Origin of the sequence: Arcobacter sp. F155, assembly GCF_004116455.1 — a bacterium.
Taxonomy (GTDB): domain Bacteria; phylum Campylobacterota; class Campylobacteria; order Campylobacterales; family Arcobacteraceae; genus Halarcobacter.
Window position 1 is genome coordinate 117,996 of sequence record NZ_PDJU01000008.1, and the last position, 20,790, is coordinate 138,785.

Consider the following 20,790-nt stretch of genomic DNA (forward strand, 5'->3'; position numbering starts at 1 on the left):
CTTTACATACCAAGAAGTGTTTGAATCATCTCATCCACAGCTGTAACAATTTTTGCATTAGCTGTATATGCTGCTTGAAATTGCATAAGATTAATCATTTCTTCATCTGGATCAACTTTTGTTAGTTGTTCAAACTTAAACTGTATTGATTGAAATACTGTTTCTTGTGTCTCTAATAAAAAATCATTATTCTCTTTATCTGAAGAGACATTTACCCTTATCTCTTGAAAAAATTCTGAAAGTGAAGTATTATTGAAGTTTGAACCATCTTGTGCAAATCCATCAAATTCAATATCTTTTTTCCATTGCATTGTTGCCATATAGTCTAAATCAACTTGATCAAGATCATTTACTGCATCTTCATTAAATTTTAAAGACATAACATCCATACCACTAAATAAGTTCAAATTCTTGATTTCTCTATCACCTGAATAATTATCAGATGCCACATGACCATAAAGGTAATCACCATCAGAAGTTGTTTTAACAAATTTGTCAAAAAGATCACTTAATGATCTAGCAAAATTATCTAATTTCTCTTTATAATCAATAATCTTATTATTTGGAGAAGTTGTAGTTAAGTTTTCTGTTTGAGCCTTTATAATTCCTGATTTTAATGTTATCTCTTTATCATAAACAGATAAAAATACTTTATCTTCTCCATTTTTACTTGAGTATTCATCTCTAAAAAGTGATCCACTATTTTTAGGAGTATCTGAAAAACCAATTGGTGTTGTTAAGTTATCAATTACTGTTACGCCATCATCAGGAGTAGTTTTATTTGCAATAACTAAATTACCATCGGCATTTAACTCAGCACTTAAATTAGGGTCTGCATTAATATCATTGATTAAATTTTCATATGTAGTTGTACCAGTTACTGTAAATACAGTATTCCCTACACCAGGAACATTAACAGTTATATTTCCACCTGCTGGATCAACTAAATCTGAAGGTAAAACAGAGTTTGAAGACTGTACAGTTGGATTATCTGCTTCTTTTACTACAAGTCTTCCTTGAAAAGAGCCAGCTTCACCAGGATTTCTTGCATCTAATCTTAGGAATTCATCTTTTCCCATATTATCTACAATATTCCCCTCTTCATCAACTGCATAGTCTCCATTATAAGCAATAACTTTTTCTGAGATTTCAGGATGAGCATTTACTGCAAAAGATAAAGCTCTAACATAGTTTGTTTCATCTACAGTATCAGGAGTTCCATCTCCATCAAAATCTATTTCATATTCATTTCCCTGACCATCAGTAAACTTATTACTACCAATTTCAACAGAAACTTCATACTCATTATTAAATTTATAAGATATTTTATCACCTAAACCAATATCATAATTTTCACCAATTATATCTTTTGGTTTACCAGAAGGAGGATTTGTAGAGAATCTATCAATTTGAGGTTCAAACTCTTCCACTAAGTTGATTTCACGAATATTAGTGTTATATCTAACAGCAATTTCGCCGCCAACTTTTAGTGTATATTCATTATTACTTCTATCAACTTCAATATCAACATATTGAGATAGCTCCCTTTCAAGTTGATCTCTTTTATCAAGTAAATCATTTGAAGCATCTATATGTTGACCTAATTGCTGATTCACTTCACCTATTTCATTAATTAAGTTATTAACTTTCTTTACATTCTCTTCAATTGAGATTTTAGTTAATTCTTCTTCTTTTTCAATATTTGAATATAAGTTTTGTAAAGACTCTACTAATACTTTACCTTGAGTTTTATAAGTTGTTCTATATATTTCTGAATTTGGGTTTGTTCTTAAGTTCTCAATTGCTTGAAAATATCTATCTAAATCACTTGAGAAACCACTTTCATCAGTTTCAGAAAACATAACTTCTATGCTTCCTGTTATTTTTGAGATTGTACTATAATAATTTGATTTAGTATTCTCATTCATCATATTATCATACATATATTGAGAAGTAATTCTATAAGCATTATCAGCTCTTACTCCACGTCCAGTAAATCTAGAGTCAATTAACTCCAATTCACTTAACTGTACAACTCTCTTTTTATATCCAGGAGTATTTTCATTTGCTAAGTTGTTTGAAATATTCTCAATAGCATATTTTGAGGCATTTAAACCACTTTGTGCCACATTTAATGACTTTAACATAATTACTCCTTTATATGATAACTTGTCAAATTATCGCATTACATTTCTTAAAATTAGATTAAAAAGGCCAGAAGGTCTGTATTATCCTAGTTGCCCAAGGAGTTCTCATAACATCCTGCTCTTCACCATCTTTAATATATAAAATCTTTAAATTAGCAACTTGTGATGAAGTTACTGAATTTTCAGGTGTTATATCATAAGGTCTTATTACACCAGTTAAAACTAAAGACTGCTTCTGTCCATCAATTAGCATCTCTTTTTGTGCTCGAATTAAGTAGTTCCCATTTTGGTATGTTTCTTCAATTATAGCAGAAACACTTGTGCTAAATGTTTCACTAAGGTTAGTTTTTACTTCCCCTGTATTTTCACTTGTACTTTCAGTTCCAAAGTTAACCCCTGCATATGAATTAAATTTATCTGCAGCTTTTTGGACAGATGAAGATAAAGGAATATTTGCATCCATTTGAGAAATAAGTCCACCTCCTAAGTTAGAACTTCTATCAGAACTTATTTCTCTTTTTGTATTAGTTTTTGAGTTTAACGACTCACTAATTCTTACTTGAATTATATCTCCAACTTGTAAATCTTTTTTATCAGCAAACAAAGAAGGTCCTCTCATTGAGTATAAAGAGCCTTTTTTCTTTTGTACTTTTGGCTTTGCTTTAGGAACCTGAAGTGTTGGCTTTTCAAATTTTATTTCAGGTTGTTCCACACATCCAACTAATAAAAAAGCTAAAGCTATTAGTAATAAATACTTACTTAATTTCATTTATTTTACTTTCAACAACATATTTTAAATCAATAGCAATTTTAATGTTTTTTAAATCTTTTTTTATTAAAGCTGTGCTTCCATATCTAACTTTTAATGCATCAAGATTTGTTCCTACATCAGCAAGAATTAAAACCCTATCAGAAATAATTTTTACATCTTGAATATTTCTTTGTCCTATTAAATCAACTGCAGTCTCAACTTCTCGATAGATAATTCTTTCCAGCTTTTGTTGCATCGCCTTTTTATTATCTATTTCTATTGCTTTTAACTTTTGTTCTTGCTCTTTTTTTTGTTGCATTGCAAATTCATTGCTCATATGAAAATAATAAGCAATAAACATTACTATTACAGCAACTGCAGAAGCTACTTTAATTAAAAGCCTTTTTTTATTATTAGTTTTAACTGCAACTATCATTTTTATTTAATTACAAAAGTAGTGAATAAAATATTTTTAACATTATTTCTTTTGATATCATCATTGCTAGATGTTACTTCATTGATAATGTTATTTATATCTTCTAAAAGCTCTTCTTTTAAAAGTGCCTTACCACCAACTGTTAATAACTCTTCTGAGCTTCTTGAACTAATTTGTGCAATCACAGCATCAACTATTTCTGGCTTATACTCTTCTACAATTTTTTCAATTGATGGTTCTGTACTTTTTAAATGAAAAGATAGTTTCATTAATTTTTCTCTACCCTTTGCATTTGTAATGTTAAGTACTAAATCATTAATTGCTGTTTTGTACATTTCATTAGAATCACCTGACTCTTCTTTTTGTACTTGTTGTTGAGCTTGTTGACCATTTAATACTCCACTACTAACTAATAAATATCCACCAACACCTACTGCAAGTAATAAAATAACAATTAGTGCAATAAGCACTATCATTAATCCTTTTCCACCACCAGCTTTAGTTGTTCCGTTATTTTCTTCTGCCATAATTACCCTTCGTCTTGATTTTTAGCCCTATAGTCTTTTAACATTATTGTCAGCATTGCTGCATTTTTTGGGCTTAAAAATTTCATTAATGATGTTACATTATTCTCTTTTAATCTTAAGATTATATCAAAAACATCTTCAACTTTTCCATTATTTATCATTTCATTAAATATTGAAGCTGCTACCTTTGGTTTCATCTTATTATATATTTTCGATGTCTTACTTTCTACTTCACCATTTATATCTTTTAACAACTGAAGATTTTCATCTCTTATTTGTGCAACAATTTTTTTCTCATTTTCTATTTTTTTTATTAAATCTAGCAACTCTTTTTTTCGTTCTTGATACTCTTTCTCTTTTTTATTATAAAAGATATTAAGCTCTTTTTTTAACTCTTTTACTTCAATTTTTTGCTTAATTAAAGCTGCACTAGTTACTCTCTCTTCTTGAGCATTTAAAACTATAGTTGATATTAAAAATAAAATTACTACTCTTAACAAATACTCTCCTTATTGACTTATATATTTACTCTGAACATACTCTTCGGCAGCTTCCATTTCTGCTTTAAGTACTTTTAATTGCTTTTCTTGCTTTATCTCATCAAGAATATATTCATATTGTTCTGTCTCTTTTTGAAGTTCAATTATCTCTTCAATAACTTTCTCCATCTTAGCAGCAATTCCAAGTTTTTCTGACTCAAGTTTTTTTACATGCTCTTTCATTGTATTCTTATGCATTTCTAAAACTGCAAAATCAGAGATTGCCCCAAATTTTTGAACACAAGCACTATTTATTTGATTGTGAGTAAGCATAATTTCAGCATCTAATTGATTTATTTTTGATTGTAACTGAGCTTTTTCCATAAGTTTTTGATCTGATTGAAGTTTTTTTAAACTATATAATTGATCAATCATAAATCACTCTCCAAAAATCAACATTAAATCCCAAAGATCCTTAGTATATGTTGTGATATGATCACCAACCCAAGGTAAGGTTATTAAAACAAAAATTGATACAACAATAACCTTAGGAACAAAAGTTAATGATGCATCTGAAACCTGAGTTACTGCTTGAAAGATTGAGATGATAAGTCCAATTACCATACTTACAATCAATGACGGTAAACCTAAGATTAAAATAATCTTTACCGTATTTTCTGCAATAGCTATTAGATCCATGCTACTCTTTAACTTTGATTGTTATTTCTAATGTTTTATTATTTAATAATTGTGTAATTAGTTTAGCAATATCATCTGTATTCGCTGAATTAACATCTACAGAGTTTGATGAATTACTAGCTTGTGCAATATTTTCTTGTGATTTATCTTCTTTTGTAACAGTTACATTATCAACGCTATTTAAAGCAGCAAGAATATCATTTTCACTTAGAGTATCAAACTCTGAAAAATCATCTGACATGTTTTCTCCTTGAGTATTTGGAACTTCTTTAAGTTCAATACTCTTTTCATTATTTTCTATATTATCTAAATTATCATCAAAACTCAAATCCATAAGTGGATCTACAGTGTTCTCTTCTTCTTTTATTTCAGAAATAGAAGTTTCTTCTATTTGATTTAAAACATCTTGTAAATCCTCTAAATCTTCAGAACTTCTTGTTTCACTATTTTCTTCCAAACTTGAATCAACTTGCTCATTGTGACTCTCTTCTAATTGTACTAAGAGGTCATCTAAATTAGAAGAAGGTTCAAATTCACTTTCATCTTCAACTTCTTTTTTAACTCTTGATTCTGGAATTTCAACCTCTTCAACTTGATTTAAAATATCAGCTAAAGCATCTTCATCACTCATATTAGAGTACTCATTTTCTTCTTCAAAGAAAGACTCATCATCATCTTTTGAAGATGAAAGAAGGGCACTTAACTCGTCATCTAAGGTAACTTCTTCTACTTCTTCTTCTTTATTCTCTGCACTTACATCTTCAATTTCTTCTACTATATAATCATTAGAAGTTTTATTCTCAAAGTCTTCTTCATAAGCACCTTCAACTATTTCTATGATTGAATCTTGAATATCTTCAATATCATCTTCTTTTTCTATAATTGAATCTAGTCTTCTTATGATATGCTTAGAAAGTTCATCAATGGAGTCAACAGAAACATCACCTATTCCATGGTCTAGAAGATAATCTTGGTCTATTCCATCTTTAGGTTTTAAAAATTTTATTTTATCTGTAAGTATATTCTTTTTTATAATCTTTGAGTCATCAATTAAGTATATATTATTAGGGTTTTCTTCTATTGCTGCTTTTAATTCCTCTAAAGTCTTTAACTCTTTTACTTCACCCTTGTCATCGAGTCTAAACTTTATATTAGAATGTCTTAAAACAGCGTTTATTTCACTTTTAAAACTTTCACTACCGTAGATATATATAGTCAAAAGATTGCCCTAAAATTGTTTTTAAAGAAAATTATACCTTGTTTTTATAAAATTTTAGATAAAATATTCTCAATTATCAAAGAGGTGTAGTGTTGAAGTTTTTTATAGTTTTATTATTTTTTTTACAAAGTATTTATGCTGTAACTATTAAAGATATTTCAAATGTTGTAGGAATTAGAGATAACCAACTTATTGGATATGGGCTTGTTGTGGGACTTGCAGGCTCTGGAGACAAATCACAATTCACTATGCAAAGTTTACAAAACCTTCTTAGAAACTCATATATTAAAATACCTGCCTCATCAATTAAATCAAAAAATATTGCTGCTGTTATGGTAACAGCAGAACTTCCTCCTTTTGCAAGGCAAGGGGACAAGATAAAAGTAAAAATCTCTGCCATAGGGGATGCAAAATCTATTGATAATGGAGAACTTCTACTAACTCAACTAAAAGCAGTTGATGGCCAAGTTTATGCACTTGCACAAGGTTCTATTGTTGCAGACAATCAAAATGAAACTACAGGTTTTATTTACGAGGGTGCAACAGTTGAAAACGAAGTAGAATACTCACTTAAAAATGAAGATAGCATCAAACTAAGTTTATTAAAAAATGATGCAAAACAAGCATATCTAGTAGAAAAAAAGATTAATGAATTTTTTAATAAACCTCTAGCAGTTGCCCTTGACACAAGAACTATCTATGTAAAAAAGCCTTTAGATAGTTCAATTGTTAAATTTCTTTCTGATGTTCAAAGTATTCAATTAGACTCTACATTTAAGAAAAAAATTATCATAGATGTTGCTAGAGAGACTATTATTGCGGGACTTGATATTCCAATTGGTCCTGTTACCGTAGCTAAAAATGATTTTACAATTAGAATTAAAAAATCTGAACTTAGTGATGTTCAATGGGATGATAAAAAGATTAATAAAGGTCAAGATATTGGCGATGATGTAAGACTTGAAAACAAGCCAGTTGCTGTTAATATTGACAATACTTTAATGAACACAAAAAAGCAACCAACTGTTTCAGATTTAGTAAGAGCAATGAAGGTAATGAAATTACCAATTACTGAAATAATTGATACCCTAAAAATGATCAAAGAGCTTGGTGCTTTAGACGTTGAATTAGAGATAAGAGGATAGTATGGCTGAGTTTTTAAGTCAAGATGAGATTGATGCACTTTTAGATATTGCCGATGCCGGTGAAGAGATTGAAACAGCGGCCGAAGAACAGATTGTATCTAAAGAAAAAAACTATTCTATTTATGACTTTAAAAAGCCAAATAGAATTTCAAATGAGCAGTTTAAAGCCTTCTCAACTCTACATGACAAGATGTTAAGGGATCTGATTACAGACCTGTCTGCAATGCTTAGAAAAATAGTTGATATCAAACTATATTCAATTGAGCAAATGACATATGGAGAGTTTATTCTTTCTATTCCACAATTAACATCACTAAATACTCTTTCAATCAAACCTTTAGAGGGAAGAATTGTAATTGAGTGTAACCCTGGAATTTCCCACAAAATTATTGCTGAACTATTAGGAAGTGGAGCAGTTGCTGCAAGTGATAACCTAGATAGAGAACTTACTGAGATTGAAGTAAATATTTTTGAACACTTCTATAAAATGTTTGTTAAACATATGTATAAAGCATGGGATGAAGTTACAACTTTAAACTTTAAAATTGAGTCAAGGGATACAAATGCAAATGCAATTCAGATTATCTCTGACCACGAAATTGTTCTACTAGTTGTACTTGAAATCACTATTGATGAAGAATCAGGTTTCTTATCTATTTGTTACCCTATTTCATATATTGAAACACTTCTAAATAAAATTGTTGAAAAAATCTTCTCAGAAGGAAGAAATAAAAAAGCAAGTAGAAAAAAAGATATTACTACACTTATTTCTGGTGCTAAAATGGGAATCGAAGCTATTATGGCTGAAACAGAGATGACAGTTTCAGAACTACTTGGATTAAAAGCAGATGATGTAATAGTTTTTAATAAAAATGCAACTTCTCCATCAGCAAAAGTATATATCAACAGTACTGAGAAGTTTGCTGCTGTATCAGGAATTCAAAATAATAGAAAAGCAATTCAAATTGAGTCTAATATTGACCATGAAAAACAAGAAACACTTGATACATTAAGAGAGATGAGAGAAGAAAGAATTAAAAAAGCAAAAGAGTCATCTGAGAATATCAAACGTCTTTTACAAGAAAGACATGGGCGTTAACCCTTAGTCTTCTATAGTTTGAATTGACCAATTTAATACTTCACCAGCATACATTGGTACAACATTTTCACCCTTATAATTATATGAAGCTGGAACAACAAAGTTCTTCTTCACTAACTTAACAGTCTTTTTTATAGGGTTTAAGTTATAAATTTTTCTTGCATTTAAACTTACAAAAGCATTTAAATTATCTAAAGAATCATTCTCTTCAAACAATTGAGTTAATACTTGTAGTGCAATTGGAGATGTAAATACACCTGCTGCACAACCACAACACTCTTTTTTATGTTTTGGATGAGGGGCTGAGTCACTTCCAAACATTAATTTTGGATGTGCTTTTAATGCTGCATCTAATAAGGCATCTCTATCTTCAGGTCTTTTTGCAATTGGTTTACAGAAAAGGTGCGGATTTAACATTCCACCAGCAACATCATCAAGTGTAATTAATAAGTGATGTAATGTTACTGTTGCATAAAGGTTAGCATACTTATCAAGAAGCTCTACAGCATCCTTTGTAGTAATATGCTCCATAATAATTTTTAAGTCAGGAAAAGCTTTTGCTATTGATTCATAAATAGGCATAAACTCTTTTTCTCTATCCATAACAAAACCATTTGTTTCACCATGGATACAAAGAGGAATACCTAATTTACTCATAGACTCTAATGTAGGTCTTAATACTTCAACATCCATTGAAGCAACACCTGTTTCAGAATTTGTTGTAATTCCTGCAGGATAAAGTTTGATACCAATGATATCATCTTTGATATCTTCTAAAAACTCATACGAGTAATCATTTTGAAAAAATAGTGTTAAATGTGGTTCAAACTTATCTTCACTACATGCTTCATTAATTCTTTGCTTATATTCAAGCATAGCTTCTTTAGTTGTAACAGGAGGAACTAAATTAGGCATAATTAATGCCCCACTAAAAGTTTCAGATGTTAAAGGACCAACTAGTTTTAACATTTCACCATCACGTAAGTGAAGGTGCATATCTAAAGCAGAGTCTATTTCAAAAGTTTCCATACTAAATAGCGTCCTCGTCTTCTTCACCAGTTCTTATTCTGATTGTTTTTTCAATTGGTGAAACAAAGATTTTACCATCACCGATTTTACCAGTTTTAGCTGCATTGATAATAATATCAATTGTACTATCAACACTATCTTCCGCAACAATTAGTTCGATTTTAATTTTTGGTAAGAAATCAACAACATACTCAGCACCTCTATATAGTTCAGAGTGTCCTTGCTGTCTTCCATATCCTTTTACATCAGATACAGTCATACCAGTAATACCTGCTTCAGTTAAAGCATCTTTTACATCCTCTAATTTAAACGGCTTAATCACTGCTTCAATTTTTTTCACTATTAATCCTTTTTATTAATCTTTCTATTTTAACAAAATATTTTTAAAATCAAATTATATTCTAAAATGCTCTTTTAAACTCAGGGTAAGCTTCTAAACCACACTCTTCTACATCTAAACCTTGCATTTCTTCATCATTGTGAGCTCTTAATGGAGCTATTTTATTAATAACAAATAAAACAATATATGAAACAACAAAGGCAAATACTGCAACAACTACTACACCTTTTAATTGACCTAAGAATGTAATATCATCACCATTACTTGCAAAGATACCAACGGCTAATGTTCCCCAAATACCATTTAATAAGTGAACTGATAAAGCCCCCACAGGGTCATCAAGTTTTAACTTATCAAAGAAAGATACACCAAATACAACAAGTGCTCCACCAATAGCACCAATTAAAATTGGAGTATAAATATTATAAAGATCAGGTCCTGCTGTAATTGCAACTAAACCACCTAAAGCACCATTTAATACCATAGTAATATCAAGCTTTTTATATCTAAAGTACATAAATGCACCAACAATAATTGCACCTGATAAACCAGCTGTATTTGTATTCATAATAGTTAAAGCAACTGCATCAGCACTCTCTTTTGAAGCAATTGAACCTACTGAACCACCATTAAATCCAAACCATCCAATCCATAAAAGAAATGCACCTAATGTTACAAGTGGGATATTTGATGCTGGAATTACTCTTACTCCACCTTCTTTAGGATATCTTCCACGTCTTGCTCCAATAATTAAAATTGCAGCTAATAGTGCCCATCCACCAGTTGAGTGAATAACTGTTGAACCAGCTAAGTCATACATAGATAAATCTAAAAATGTTCCTGCTAACATATCACTTCCCCAAGACCAGTTAACAACAACAGGATAAATAAATCCACCCATAATTACAGTAAATAAAGCTAATGGTAGAACTTTTGCTCTTTCACTAACCCCACCAGACATAATATTGATTACTTTACCAACAAATGCCATTTGGAAAAGAAAAGCTGCCCATTTTGACATTGAATCACTTCCAAAGTCTCCAAAAGCAATTGAGTAACCAACAAGTAAAAATGCCAATGAAGCAACTGCATAAATCATTGTATTAACCATTAATACTGCTGAAACGTTTTTAGTTCTTACAAGCCCTGCTTCAAGCATAGCAAAACCTGGAACCATAAAGATAATAAGTGTCATTGCAAAGATTGCAAAAAATGTATCAAGTACATAACTAACTGATTGTAAGTCCATATTTAACCCTTCCTAAGTTTTCTTAAGAAACATTATATATTTTTTTAATAAGTTTATATAGATAGTATGTGTATAAAAAATATACAGGGAGTATAAGATTTAAATCAAAGAAGAAAAGCTCTTCTTTGATTTTATATATTAAACAGCTTCACTACCTCTTTGTTCTGTTCTAATTCTAACTACCTCATCAATAGAAGTAACAAAAATCTTTCCATCACCAATTTTTCCAGTTTTAGCTGCTTCAACAATAACACCTATTGTTGAATCTACATCTTCGTCATTTACAATAACTTCTACTTTAATTTTTGCTAAGAAGTCAACAACATACTCAGCTCCTCTATAAAGCTCTGAGTGTCCTTGTTGTCTACCGTATCCTTTTACATCTGATACAGTCATACCAGAGATACCATTTTCAACTAATGCCTCTTTTACATCTTCTAGTTTAAAAGGTTTTATAATTGCTTCAACTTTTTTCATTGTATCTTCCTTTTATATATTAAGCTTTTTTGAATTCAGGGTAACACTCAAGACCAGTCTCATGAATATCTAATCCTGTAATTTCAGTCTCTTCATCTACTCTTAGTCCAATAACTAAGTCTAAGATTTTCCAAACAATAAATGAAACAATGAATACAAATGCTCCAATTACAACGATACCTTTAATTTGCGCTAGGATTGTAACTTCTGGATTGAAAATACCAACAGCTAATGTTCCCCAGATACCTGCTACTAAGTGAACAGATAAAGCACCAACAGGATCATCAATTCTTAACTTATCAAAGAATGGAACTGCAAATACAACTAAAGCACCACCAACTATACCTTCAATAAATGAAACTAACATTCCTAAATCAGGACCTGCAGTAACTGAAACTAAACCAGCTAAAGCACCATTTAATACCATAGTTAAATCAACTTTTTTATAAAGTAGTTGAGTTAATAAAGCCGCCATAATTGCACCTGCACAAGCTGCCATATTTGTATCTGCAACTACTAATGCAATACCATCGATATCAGCTTTTGAACCTAATGCTAATTGAGAACCACCATTAAATCCAAACCATCCCATCCATAAAATGAATGTACCTAAAGTTGCAAGAGTTAAGTTTGAACCAGGGATTGGTCTTACTTTACCATCTTTAGTATATTTTCCTTTTCTAGCACCAAGAATTAATACACCAGCTAAAGCAGCCCATCCACCAACAGAGTGAACAATAGTTGAACCAGCGAAATCAGAGAACCCAGCAATTAAACCACCAAGTTCAGACCCACCCCATGTCCAGTGACCTTGAATTGGATAAATTACACCACTTAAAATTACAACAAAGATTAAAAATGGCCATAATTTCATTCTTTCAGCCACAGTACCAGAAATTACCGATGCAGCAGTTGCTACGAACATAACTTGGAAGAAAAAGTCTGCTGCAGCTGGATAAGTAGCGTCAGCACCGTTTTCCATACTAATTGTTGAGAAGCTTCCCATGAAAGCTGAACCATCACCATACATTAAGTTATATCCTACAAAATAATACATAATACAAGAGATTGCAAATAGTGCAATATTCTTTGTTAATACTGTTGCATTATTTTTTGATCTTGTTAGACCAGATTCTAGCATTGCAAAACCTGCAGCCATCCACATTACTAATACACCTGAAAATACAAATAGAAAACCATCTAGTATGTATTTTAAGTCGTTAAAATTTTCCATATTCTTCCTTTTCAAAGTAAATATGCAGAAATTGTAACAGATTTCAAAAAGCAAATAAACATTTTTGTTGTATATAATTTATACATATAAAAAGTAAATTTAATGAATTTTATTCAAAAAATTCCTATTCTTTGGTTACTAACATATATTTAAAAAATTTACAAAAAATTAATTTTTTTTACAAATAAATAGTTTTTAAATAATTGTTTATTTTTTATACACTTAGTTTTTTCTTTATATGTTATAATTAACTACACATACGAATATAGGAGTGGTTCATGAAAGAGTACTTTGAAGTATATATTCAAAATCAAGACAAAATTGAAGAGTTTATAGAAGAGAGTTTAAATAAATTTGGTGAAGTTAAGAAACACAAATCAAGTAAATTTAAAACTCTTTTTAAAATTTTTCCATCTTTAGAACTTGTTTATATTGTAAACAAAGATACTAAAGTTCAAACCTCTCCTAACTATCATAGATTCAAAGAAGATGCAAAAGAAAAAGATATCTCAAGGGAATATCTAATATCTAAGCTTCATTTTAAAGAGAACTGTAAAACAGCTTTTAGTTCACCTTATATAAGTAGTGCTACTAGACATAATTGTATTACTGTTTCTATAAAAGAAGGTGATGATATTATCTTTTTTGATTTTAAGATTGAGACGCTTCTTGAAAGACTAAATCTAATTGAATTAAACAAACCTTTTCATACCCTTACAAAAACTTTTTATCTAATAGCTGGATATTCAATGTTTTTATTGGCTTTATTTATAGTTTGTTATTCAATTTATGATTTTGCACACTCTTTTTTAATTAAAGGAATTTTTGATTTAGATGCAATATTCAAACCTGTAATTGCTTTAACCTTAGGTATTGCAATCTTTGACCTTGCAAAAACAATACTAGAACAAGAAGTTTATTTTAAGAGTTATTCAAAAAACTCAAAAGTAGAAACAAAAATTATCACAAAGTTTCTTATTGCCATTACTATAGCTTTATCTATTGAAGCACTAATGGTTGTATTTAAAATTGCCCTTACTGACTATGATAAGATGATTAATGCTTTATACCTAATTACAGGTATTTCTATGATATTAATTGCTCTTTCAGTATTTATATTTTTAACAAAGAAAAAGAACTAGGACTAAAAAATGGAAGAATATATTGCAAAATCAAAAAACTCAAAAGAGATATTAAACTCAGCTCAACTTCTTCAAAGTGTAGAAGTTAATGCTTTAATCACAGGAGATGCAGGTGTTGGTAAAAAATCTTTAGCAAGATATATTTTGCCCAATGTAAAAGAGTATAAAGCAAAGTCTCTACAACGAGATATTAGTGATAATATAATCTCCTTGCAAAATGAAGCAATCATCCTAGATAAAATAGAAAATATTACAAATATAGATTTAGTAATAAACTGGCTAAATGACAACAATATCAGAGTAATCGCAACAACGCTAAAACATGAGTTAAACTCAAAATTAGCTGATTTATTTTCGATTACTATTGAACTTCCTGCTTTAAAAGATAGGGAAGAAGATGTTAAACAGCTTATTACTAAGTTTTCAAAAGAAGCTAGTAAAACTTTAGATTTAGAGCCTGTACTTCCATCTAAACTTATGATAAACTTATCAAACAATGCACATAGCCTTAGAAAATCTATTTACTTCTCTTATTTATTTGAAACAATAGGAGAAGATGAGATTTTAATGTTTATGGAAAACTATATGTTCTCAAACCTACAAGGAGAGAATTCATATAAAGACTTTGTATACCTTTTTGAAGTTCCTTTATTAAAAGCTGCAAAAAAGAAATACAAATCACAAGTACAAATGGCAAAACATTTAGGTCTAAATAGAATCACTCTAAGGAAAAAACTTGATATTCATAAGGGTTTTTTAGATGACTGAATTAAACATACAAGTTGAAGAACTAATAACAAAAGGTGCTGAAGACTTTGAGATTTCAAAGGTTTTTAGAACTTATTTTAAATCATATGTAAACTCAATTGATGAAGTTTTGGAAACAACTGGTGGAAAAGATTTCTTTGTAAAACATACTAAACATACTGATAAATTTATAATTCTTCTATACAAATATATCCTACGAAAACATTTTGGTGATTATCAACCAATGAGTACTTCTATTCCTATCTCTCTTATAGCCTTAGGAAGTTATGGACGAGAACAACTATGTATCTACTCTGATGTTGATTTAATGATTCTTTATGAAGATATAAAAGGCTATAACCTAAAAGCTATTATGGAAGAGCTTGTAACTTTAGCATGGGATTGTGGACTTAAACTTGGTTCTAGAGTTCATGAAATAAAAGAGATTGAACTATCAGTTCAAGAAGATATTACTATTAAATCTTCAATCTTAGAATCAAGAATGATTTATGGTTCTAAGCACCTTTGGTTTTCATATCAAAATGTTTTAAAGAAAATAAGAAATACCTACCAAAAAGATTTTGTATTAGAAAAACTAGATGAACATAAAAAAAGACTTTTAAAATATCCACTAAAAATGGAGCCAAATATCAAAGATGGTTACGGTGGAATGAGAGAATCAAATATGATTTTCTGGACTGCTACTATTGCTTATGGGGTTAGTGATATAAAACAACTAATGGGAAAAGAGTTCTCAGAAGAAGAGTACAAAAGATATAGAAGCTCTTTAGAGTACATTTTTAGAGTTAGAAACTACCTTCATAGTATTTCAAAAAAGAAACTTGATGTTGTAAACTTTGATATTCTACCTGAGTTAAGTTCTAAGATGGGATTTAAAAATAGACCTAGACTTACAAAAGAGAGACAATGTATGTCAAAACTTATTGAGTGTTTGCATAATGTTCACTTCTTTTCAACTATCATGGTTAAAAAGTTCACTAGAAAAGTTCTTTTTGATGCAAAAAATATTTCAAGACTTAAAGAGTATAGAATTAAGAAAAACCTTTATGTTTATGAAAATAAACTTTATACTTCATTTAATGCTAAACCTAAAACACTAAACAATCTATTAAAAGAGCTAATCTCACTTCCAAGGGATGTAAAGCATTTTGATAGGTCATATGTTGAGTATGCTAGTAAAACTAAGCTACCCAATAAACAAACTAAAGAGTTGAAAAAAACAATTAAACAACTTCTGTATAAACAAAACCTTTATCCAATTATTAAGCTTTTATATAATGCAAGATTGTTCCAATCTGTTTTACCTGTAACTAAAAAAATAGTTCACCAACCACAATTTGATGGCTACCATCAACATCCAGTTGATATTCACTCAATAAAAACTCTAAAAAAACTGACAAATATAAAAGATGATTATGTAAAAGATATCTTTAATAGTTTTGATGCAAAAGAAAAAACACTAGTAAGACTTGCTTGTTTATTCCATGATGTAGGAAAAGGAAGAATTACAGACCATCATATTGCAGGGGAAAAACTGTTTAAAAATATGATGACATCTTTTGATTTAGATAAAAATCATATTCAATTAGGAGCTCTTCTAGTAAGACATCATAATATGATGAGTAAAGTTGCTTCAAGTGAAGATATTTATTCAGAAAAAGTTATTCTGTCTTTTACTGCTTTATTACAAACTAAATTAGCTCTAAAAATGCTTTATGTAGTAACTTATGCAGATATTTCAGCAGTTGGAGAATCTGTGTATAAAAGCTCTACTGCTTCACTTTTAAAACAGTTATATTTACAAGCATTGCCTGCTTTTAATAACACTTCTTTATTAAGTGAAAATGCAAGAAGAAATGCAAAACAAGAAAGAATCAAAAAGCTAGAAAAGTATAAAAACTTATCAAATATCATGAAGAAAAAGATTACTTATATCTCTTCAAATCAAATGTTCTTAAAATGTAAATCAAATGAAATAATCGATATTGCAGTTAGGGCTTATGATGTAAAAGATTTTACATATAAAGTTATAAATGAAGATCAACTATCTATTAAAATTATTAGAGCTATTCCTTTAAATCTTGGTTTCTTACTTGGTAAGTTAGAGTTTTTAAATATCTCTACAATGAATATCTTTAAACTTTTTGATGAAAAGAAATTCTTTGAAATAAACTTTTCAGAAAGAGTTGATGATGAGGATATTCCATTCATAGAACAAATGATTGAAAACTCTTTTGATATGAGTAAAAAAACAAGGCTCTTAACTCCAAAGATTGAAGAAAAAGGTATTCACATAAACTGTAATCACACTACCTATTTAGCTTCAATGCAAGTTACAGCAAAAGATCAAAAGGGTCTTTTTGCTTATATTGCAAATATTTTTGATGAGTTTGGTATAGAGATTGAAACTGCAAAACTTAGCTCAATCAAAGGAATGGCAAAGGATTTATTCCTAATTGAAAAAAATGGAAATTTTTGTGGTCAGCAAGATGATATTATAAAAGAGTTATGCCATCATAGTAAAGAGAGTTAATCTCTTTACTATAAATCTTCAACCATTTTTTTAGCCCTTTTAAAATCTAATTTCCCACTTCCAAGTTTTGGAACCTCATCTACTATTTTATAAAGGCTAGGAATCATAAGATTATTATCAAACTTCTCTTTCACATCTTTTTTTAGTTTTTCTAGTTCATCTTCTTTGATATTTGAAAGTAAAAGAATAATCTTTTCACCCTTTTTCTCATCCTCTTTTGAAGTAGCTACAAACTCTATTTCATCGCTTGTAATTAACTTTTCTATATTTTGCTCTACGGCTCCAAGACTAATCATCTCTCCACCAAGCTTTGCAAACCTTGAGTATCTATCAATTAAAAACAAGAAACCATCTTTATCTAAATAGCCTTTATCTCCTGTAAGATAGTACTTTCTTCCCTCAAGTTTAACTATTACCTCTTTAGTTTTTTTCTTATCTTTTAAATAACCTTTCATAACTTGAACCCCAGAAATCAAAACCATACCAGCTTCACCTACTTTTAACTCAGCAAAACTATCTGGGTCTACTATTTTGATTTTTGTTCCAGGAATTGGCATTCCTACACTGCCAATTTTATTTCCTACTTGAAGACCTTCAGGAGTTTTTATATTAGGTAAGTTGCAACAAGCAACAGGTGTGGTTTCAGTTGTTCCATAACCTTCTAAAATCTCTTTATCAAACTTCTCATAAAACTCTTGTCTAACTTTAGAAGAGAGTTTTTCTGCTCCTGCAACTACAAGTCTTAAAGATTCAAACATCTCTTTTTTTAGCTTTTTGTTTTTTGTATATAGTCTAAAAAATGTTGATGTTCCAAGCATAACTGTTGCTTTATGTTTTGAAACAAGTTTTCCTATTTCATATCCATCTGTTGGATCTGGGTGAGCTACACATTTTATACCTTCAATTAAAGGTAAGAAGTTAGTCACAACTGTTCCAAAAGCATGAAACAGAGGAAGTGAACCAACAATAACATCTTTATCATCTACATTTAATATAGAAGCTATTTGTTGGCAATTTCCTAAAACATTTTTATGACTTAACTCTATTCCTTTAGGAACTCCTTCACTTCCACTACTAAACATAATTAAAGCAGTTGATTTTCTAGGAACCTTTTTTATATGCATTGCTTTTAAAATAAAGCTTGGTAAGGCTATTACACTAATAAATGTCGTTAATCCAATTGCTTTGCTAATAAGCTCTTTTAAGTCTTCCAAATAAACCACATCACAAATACTTAAGACCTCGTTTATTTGAATACCTTTTTCTTGCAGTTTATCTACAAACTTTTTTGAAGTGATTATTGTTTTTATATCTGCATTTTTAACTGATAATTTTAAAGAAGCCATTGAAGCTGTAAAGTTCAGATTTACAACAGTCTTTCCTAACATTAAAACAGAGTTATTTATAAAAGCCCCAGCCGCTGTTGAAGGAAGTAGTATTCCAATATTTTTCTTTTTTATTCTATATTTCAAAAGATTTTTAAAAAGAATAGAAGCTGTTAAAAATTTATATCCAGAAAGTTCAACTCCTGTTGAATCAGCAAATACAATATTTCTTTTCATCTGTTTTAATCTATCAAAAATAGTCTCACTTACTAAACCTAACTCTTTAGTATGACTCTGCCAAGACTTAGTAGATAATGCTTTGATTTCATTTTTTATATTTATAGTATTTGCTTTATACTTTTTTATTGGCTTTGAAAAAGACACAGTGATTGTATTTGTTCTATATGACTTTTTATATTTATTATTAGCTCTACTAAACATACTTTGCCATAAACCTCTAATATAAAAAGCAATAACGGGTACATCAGAGTTTGTTCTTTCTAAAATCTTTTCAAAGCCTTTTTTAAACTCTCCTAAATGACCGTTTCTAGTTATACTTCCTTCTGGAAATAAAACTATAATATTTCCTTCATCTAACTCTTTTGCTACAATCTCTATTGTCTTTTTACTCCCTTTAGTACTAATAGGAATGATTTTAAACAGTTTCATTAACCAATTTAAATACCACTTTGAATAAATAGTTTTATCCATGACAAACTTTATTTCTCTTGGAGTTGCTAGATATATAACTGCCCAATCTAACCAAGAGACATGATTCCCTAAAAGTAAAGCTCCACTTGAAGAAGGTATATATTTTACTCCTTGTATTTCAAGCTTATACTTTAAGCCAACAAGCCATTTTAAAAAGAAGATAATCATAGATTGGGGTAAAGATACAACTACAAATAAACTTCCAAGACACATCAAAAATAGTATTAGATAAATTGTATTAAGAGGGTCAAGATTATATAAAGAGACTGTTGTTGTAAGGACTAAAATAAAAAACATAAATAAAGAATGAAACCAATTATTCCCAGCTAAGATAGTACCTAGTTTTTTCTTTGGTGCATTAAACTGAATTAGTGCATTTAAAGGTACAACAAACAGTCCTCCAAAGAAACCAAAAATCAAAAAGCTAAATGCTAAAAAAGATGCACTTTCAACTATAGTTGAAATAAAAATCATAATACTCATACCAAGAGCTGCAAAAGGTATAGTACCAACTTCAATATAGTGTTTTGAATATCTTGAGTAAAAGAAACTTCCTAAAGCAATACCTATTCCTGAAGCTGCTATTACACCATTTATAACAAACACATCATCTATACCTAAATACATCTTTGCATAAGAAGGAAAAGTTGCAATCATCCCTTGGGAAATTCCCCAAAACAATCCAAGTCCTAAAACACATAAGAAAATGATTTTTCTACTAAAAATATCTTGAACATTGTTTTTAAATAATTTTCCTAAAAACATAGCTTGTAAATCAAGTTTTAAGTCTTTGTTTCTTTTTACTTTTGTTTTTATATTTTTTAATACAACAAAAGAGACAAGCATCTCTAAAATAGCTATAGGCAAGATATATAAAGATAATGGCAGTAAGGCTTTTAGTAATTCTTCTTTTGTATTTAAAACCTCTAAATTATTAAACTGAAAAAAGCTTTCAAAGATAAAAGAAAAAGTTGCCATTGATACTAATATAGCAATTATAGAAACTGCTTGTAAACTAGAGTTTCCTTTTGATAGCTCACTTTTTCCATAGATATCAATTATAATTCCAAATTTTGCAGGAGAATAAATAGTACTTTGAATAGCAAGTAAAAACAAAGTTGCCATTGCTAGATAAAATGAGCCAATAAAATAAGCGATTAACATTAAAACAGATAAAGAAAAAGAGGATAAAGCTCCATAAATCAGAACATCTTTTTTATGATATTTATCACTTAAAAAACCACTAAGAGAAAACAGAAGTAAAAAAGGAACTATTATAAGAAGATTTATAATAGATATCCAAACAACTTGTTCACTTCCATCAAATACTTTAAATGCAATATTTTGTAAAAGTATTTTGTGGGAAATATCAACTGCTACATTACAAAAAACCACTAGCAAAAAAGCTAGTTTAACAACTCTTAAATTAGCTATTTTTATTCCTTTATTTTTTGTGATATTACAAAAATTAAGAAACAAA

Annotated in this window: 19 protein-coding genes; 5 read left to right on the forward strand and 14 right to left on the reverse strand. The window is 29.4% G+C overall.

Translation table 11 applies throughout. From position 1 onward, the window contains the following. Positions 1–2: 2 nt before the first annotated feature. The 8 genes from CRV03_RS09830 to CRV03_RS09865 are packed head-to-tail and all read right to left on the reverse strand — an operon-like array spanning position 3 to position 6,258. Entirely contained in the window at positions 3–2,147 is a 2,145-nt protein-coding gene (locus CRV03_RS09830; protein WP_129084968.1) for a flagellar basal body rod C-terminal domain-containing protein, read from the reverse strand. Between the two features lie 58 nt (positions 2,148–2,205). After that, on the reverse strand, positions 2,206–2,916 hold the full coding sequence (locus CRV03_RS09835; protein ID WP_129084969.1) for a flagellar basal body L-ring protein FlgH: 711 nt from the start codon (positions 2,914–2,916) through the stop codon (positions 2,206–2,208). Next, on the reverse strand, positions 2,903–3,334 hold the full coding sequence (locus tag CRV03_RS09840) for a hypothetical protein (protein ID WP_129084970.1): 432 nt from the start codon (positions 3,332–3,334) through the stop codon (positions 2,903–2,905). The genes CRV03_RS09835 and CRV03_RS09840 overlap by 14 nt, the downstream gene beginning before the upstream one ends. A 2-nt stretch (positions 3,335–3,336) precedes the next feature. After that, the gene (fliL, locus tag CRV03_RS09845; RefSeq protein ID WP_129084971.1) at positions 3,337–3,861 is read right to left on the reverse strand and encodes a flagellar basal body-associated protein FliL; all 525 of its coding nucleotides are present in this window, start codon (positions 3,859–3,861) and stop codon (positions 3,337–3,339) included. 2 nt (positions 3,862–3,863) lie between these two features. After that, positions 3,864–4,361 (reverse strand): MotE family protein, encoded by a 498-nt coding sequence (locus CRV03_RS09850; RefSeq protein ID WP_129084972.1) that lies wholly within the window; start codon positions 4,359–4,361, stop codon positions 3,864–3,866. Positions 4,362–4,370: 9 nt separating this feature from the next. Further along, positions 4,371–4,775 (reverse strand): hypothetical protein, encoded by a 405-nt coding sequence (locus CRV03_RS09855; protein ID WP_129084973.1) that lies wholly within the window; start codon positions 4,773–4,775, stop codon positions 4,371–4,373. A gap of 3 nt (positions 4,776–4,778) precedes the next feature. Continuing rightward, on the reverse strand, positions 4,779–5,039 hold the full coding sequence (locus CRV03_RS09860) for a flagellar biosynthetic protein FliQ (protein ID WP_129084974.1): 261 nt from the start codon (positions 5,037–5,039) through the stop codon (positions 4,779–4,781). A gap of 1 nt (position 5,040) precedes the next feature. Beyond that, positions 5,041–6,258 (reverse strand): hypothetical protein, encoded by a 1,218-nt coding sequence (locus tag CRV03_RS09865; RefSeq protein ID WP_129084975.1) that lies wholly within the window; start codon positions 6,256–6,258, stop codon positions 5,041–5,043. 89 nt (positions 6,259–6,347) lie between these two features. On the opposite strand from CRV03_RS09865, the gene CRV03_RS09870 reads away from it, so the two are divergent. Further along, positions 6,348–7,403 carry a flagellar basal body P-ring protein FlgI gene (locus CRV03_RS09870; RefSeq protein WP_258239057.1) on the forward strand — a complete coding sequence of 352 codons (1,056 nt, stop codon included), beginning with the start codon at positions 6,348–6,350 and terminating at the stop codon, positions 7,401–7,403. Between the two features lies 1 nt (position 7,404). Further along, positions 7,405–8,502, forward strand: a complete 1,098-nt coding sequence (gene fliM / locus CRV03_RS09875) for a flagellar motor switch protein FliM (RefSeq protein WP_129084977.1) — start codon at positions 7,405–7,407, stop codon at positions 8,500–8,502. A 3-nt stretch (positions 8,503–8,505) separates the two neighbouring features. Here fliM and pyrC read toward each other — a convergent pair whose 3' ends face one another. The 5 genes from pyrC to amt form a co-directional block, all read right to left on the reverse strand. Further along, on the reverse strand, positions 8,506–9,531 hold the full coding sequence (gene pyrC / locus CRV03_RS09880; RefSeq protein WP_129084978.1) for a dihydroorotase: 1,026 nt from the start codon (positions 9,529–9,531) through the stop codon (positions 8,506–8,508). A 1-nt stretch (position 9,532) separates the two neighbouring features. Then, a complete protein-coding gene (locus CRV03_RS09885) occupies positions 9,533–9,871 on the reverse strand; it encodes a P-II family nitrogen regulator (protein WP_129084979.1) in 339 nt (112 codons plus the stop codon). A 61-nt stretch (positions 9,872–9,932) separates the two neighbouring features. After that, on the reverse strand, positions 9,933–11,120 hold the full coding sequence (locus tag CRV03_RS09890; RefSeq protein ID WP_129084980.1) for an ammonium transporter: 1,188 nt from the start codon (positions 11,118–11,120) through the stop codon (positions 9,933–9,935). A 138-nt stretch (positions 11,121–11,258) separates the two neighbouring features. Continuing rightward, positions 11,259–11,597 carry a P-II family nitrogen regulator gene (locus tag CRV03_RS09895; protein ID WP_129084981.1) on the reverse strand — a complete coding sequence of 113 codons (339 nt, stop codon included), beginning with the start codon at positions 11,595–11,597 and terminating at the stop codon, positions 11,259–11,261. A 19-nt stretch (positions 11,598–11,616) separates the two neighbouring features. Next, complete coding sequence (amt, locus tag CRV03_RS09900; protein WP_129084982.1) at positions 11,617–12,831, reverse strand: ammonium transporter; 1,215 nt, start codon at positions 12,829–12,831, stop codon at positions 11,617–11,619. A gap of 278 nt (positions 12,832–13,109) precedes the next feature. On the opposite strand from amt, the gene CRV03_RS09905 reads away from it, so the two are divergent. Genes CRV03_RS09905 through CRV03_RS09915 form a run of 3 tightly spaced genes read left to right on the forward strand, consistent with a single transcriptional unit; the run spans position 13,110 to position 17,274 of the window. Beyond that, positions 13,110–13,973 carry a hypothetical protein gene (locus CRV03_RS09905; RefSeq protein ID WP_129084983.1) on the forward strand — a complete coding sequence of 288 codons (864 nt, stop codon included), beginning with the start codon at positions 13,110–13,112 and terminating at the stop codon, positions 13,971–13,973. 9 nt (positions 13,974–13,982) lie between these two features. Then, entirely contained in the window at positions 13,983–14,741 is a 759-nt protein-coding gene (locus CRV03_RS09910) for a sigma 54-interacting transcriptional regulator (RefSeq protein ID WP_129084984.1), read from the forward strand. After that, positions 14,734–17,274 carry an HD domain-containing protein gene (locus CRV03_RS09915; protein ID WP_129084985.1) on the forward strand — a complete coding sequence of 847 codons (2,541 nt, stop codon included), beginning with the start codon at positions 14,734–14,736 and terminating at the stop codon, positions 17,272–17,274. Before CRV03_RS09910 ends, CRV03_RS09915 begins: the two co-directional genes overlap by 8 nt. Positions 17,275–17,282: 8 nt before the next feature. Here CRV03_RS09915 and CRV03_RS09920 read toward each other — a convergent pair whose 3' ends face one another. Continuing rightward, complete coding sequence (locus CRV03_RS09920; RefSeq protein ID WP_258239058.1) at positions 17,283–20,789, reverse strand: acyl-[ACP]--phospholipid O-acyltransferase; 3,507 nt, start codon at positions 20,787–20,789, stop codon at positions 17,283–17,285. Between the last annotated feature and the right edge of the window lies 1 nt (position 20,790).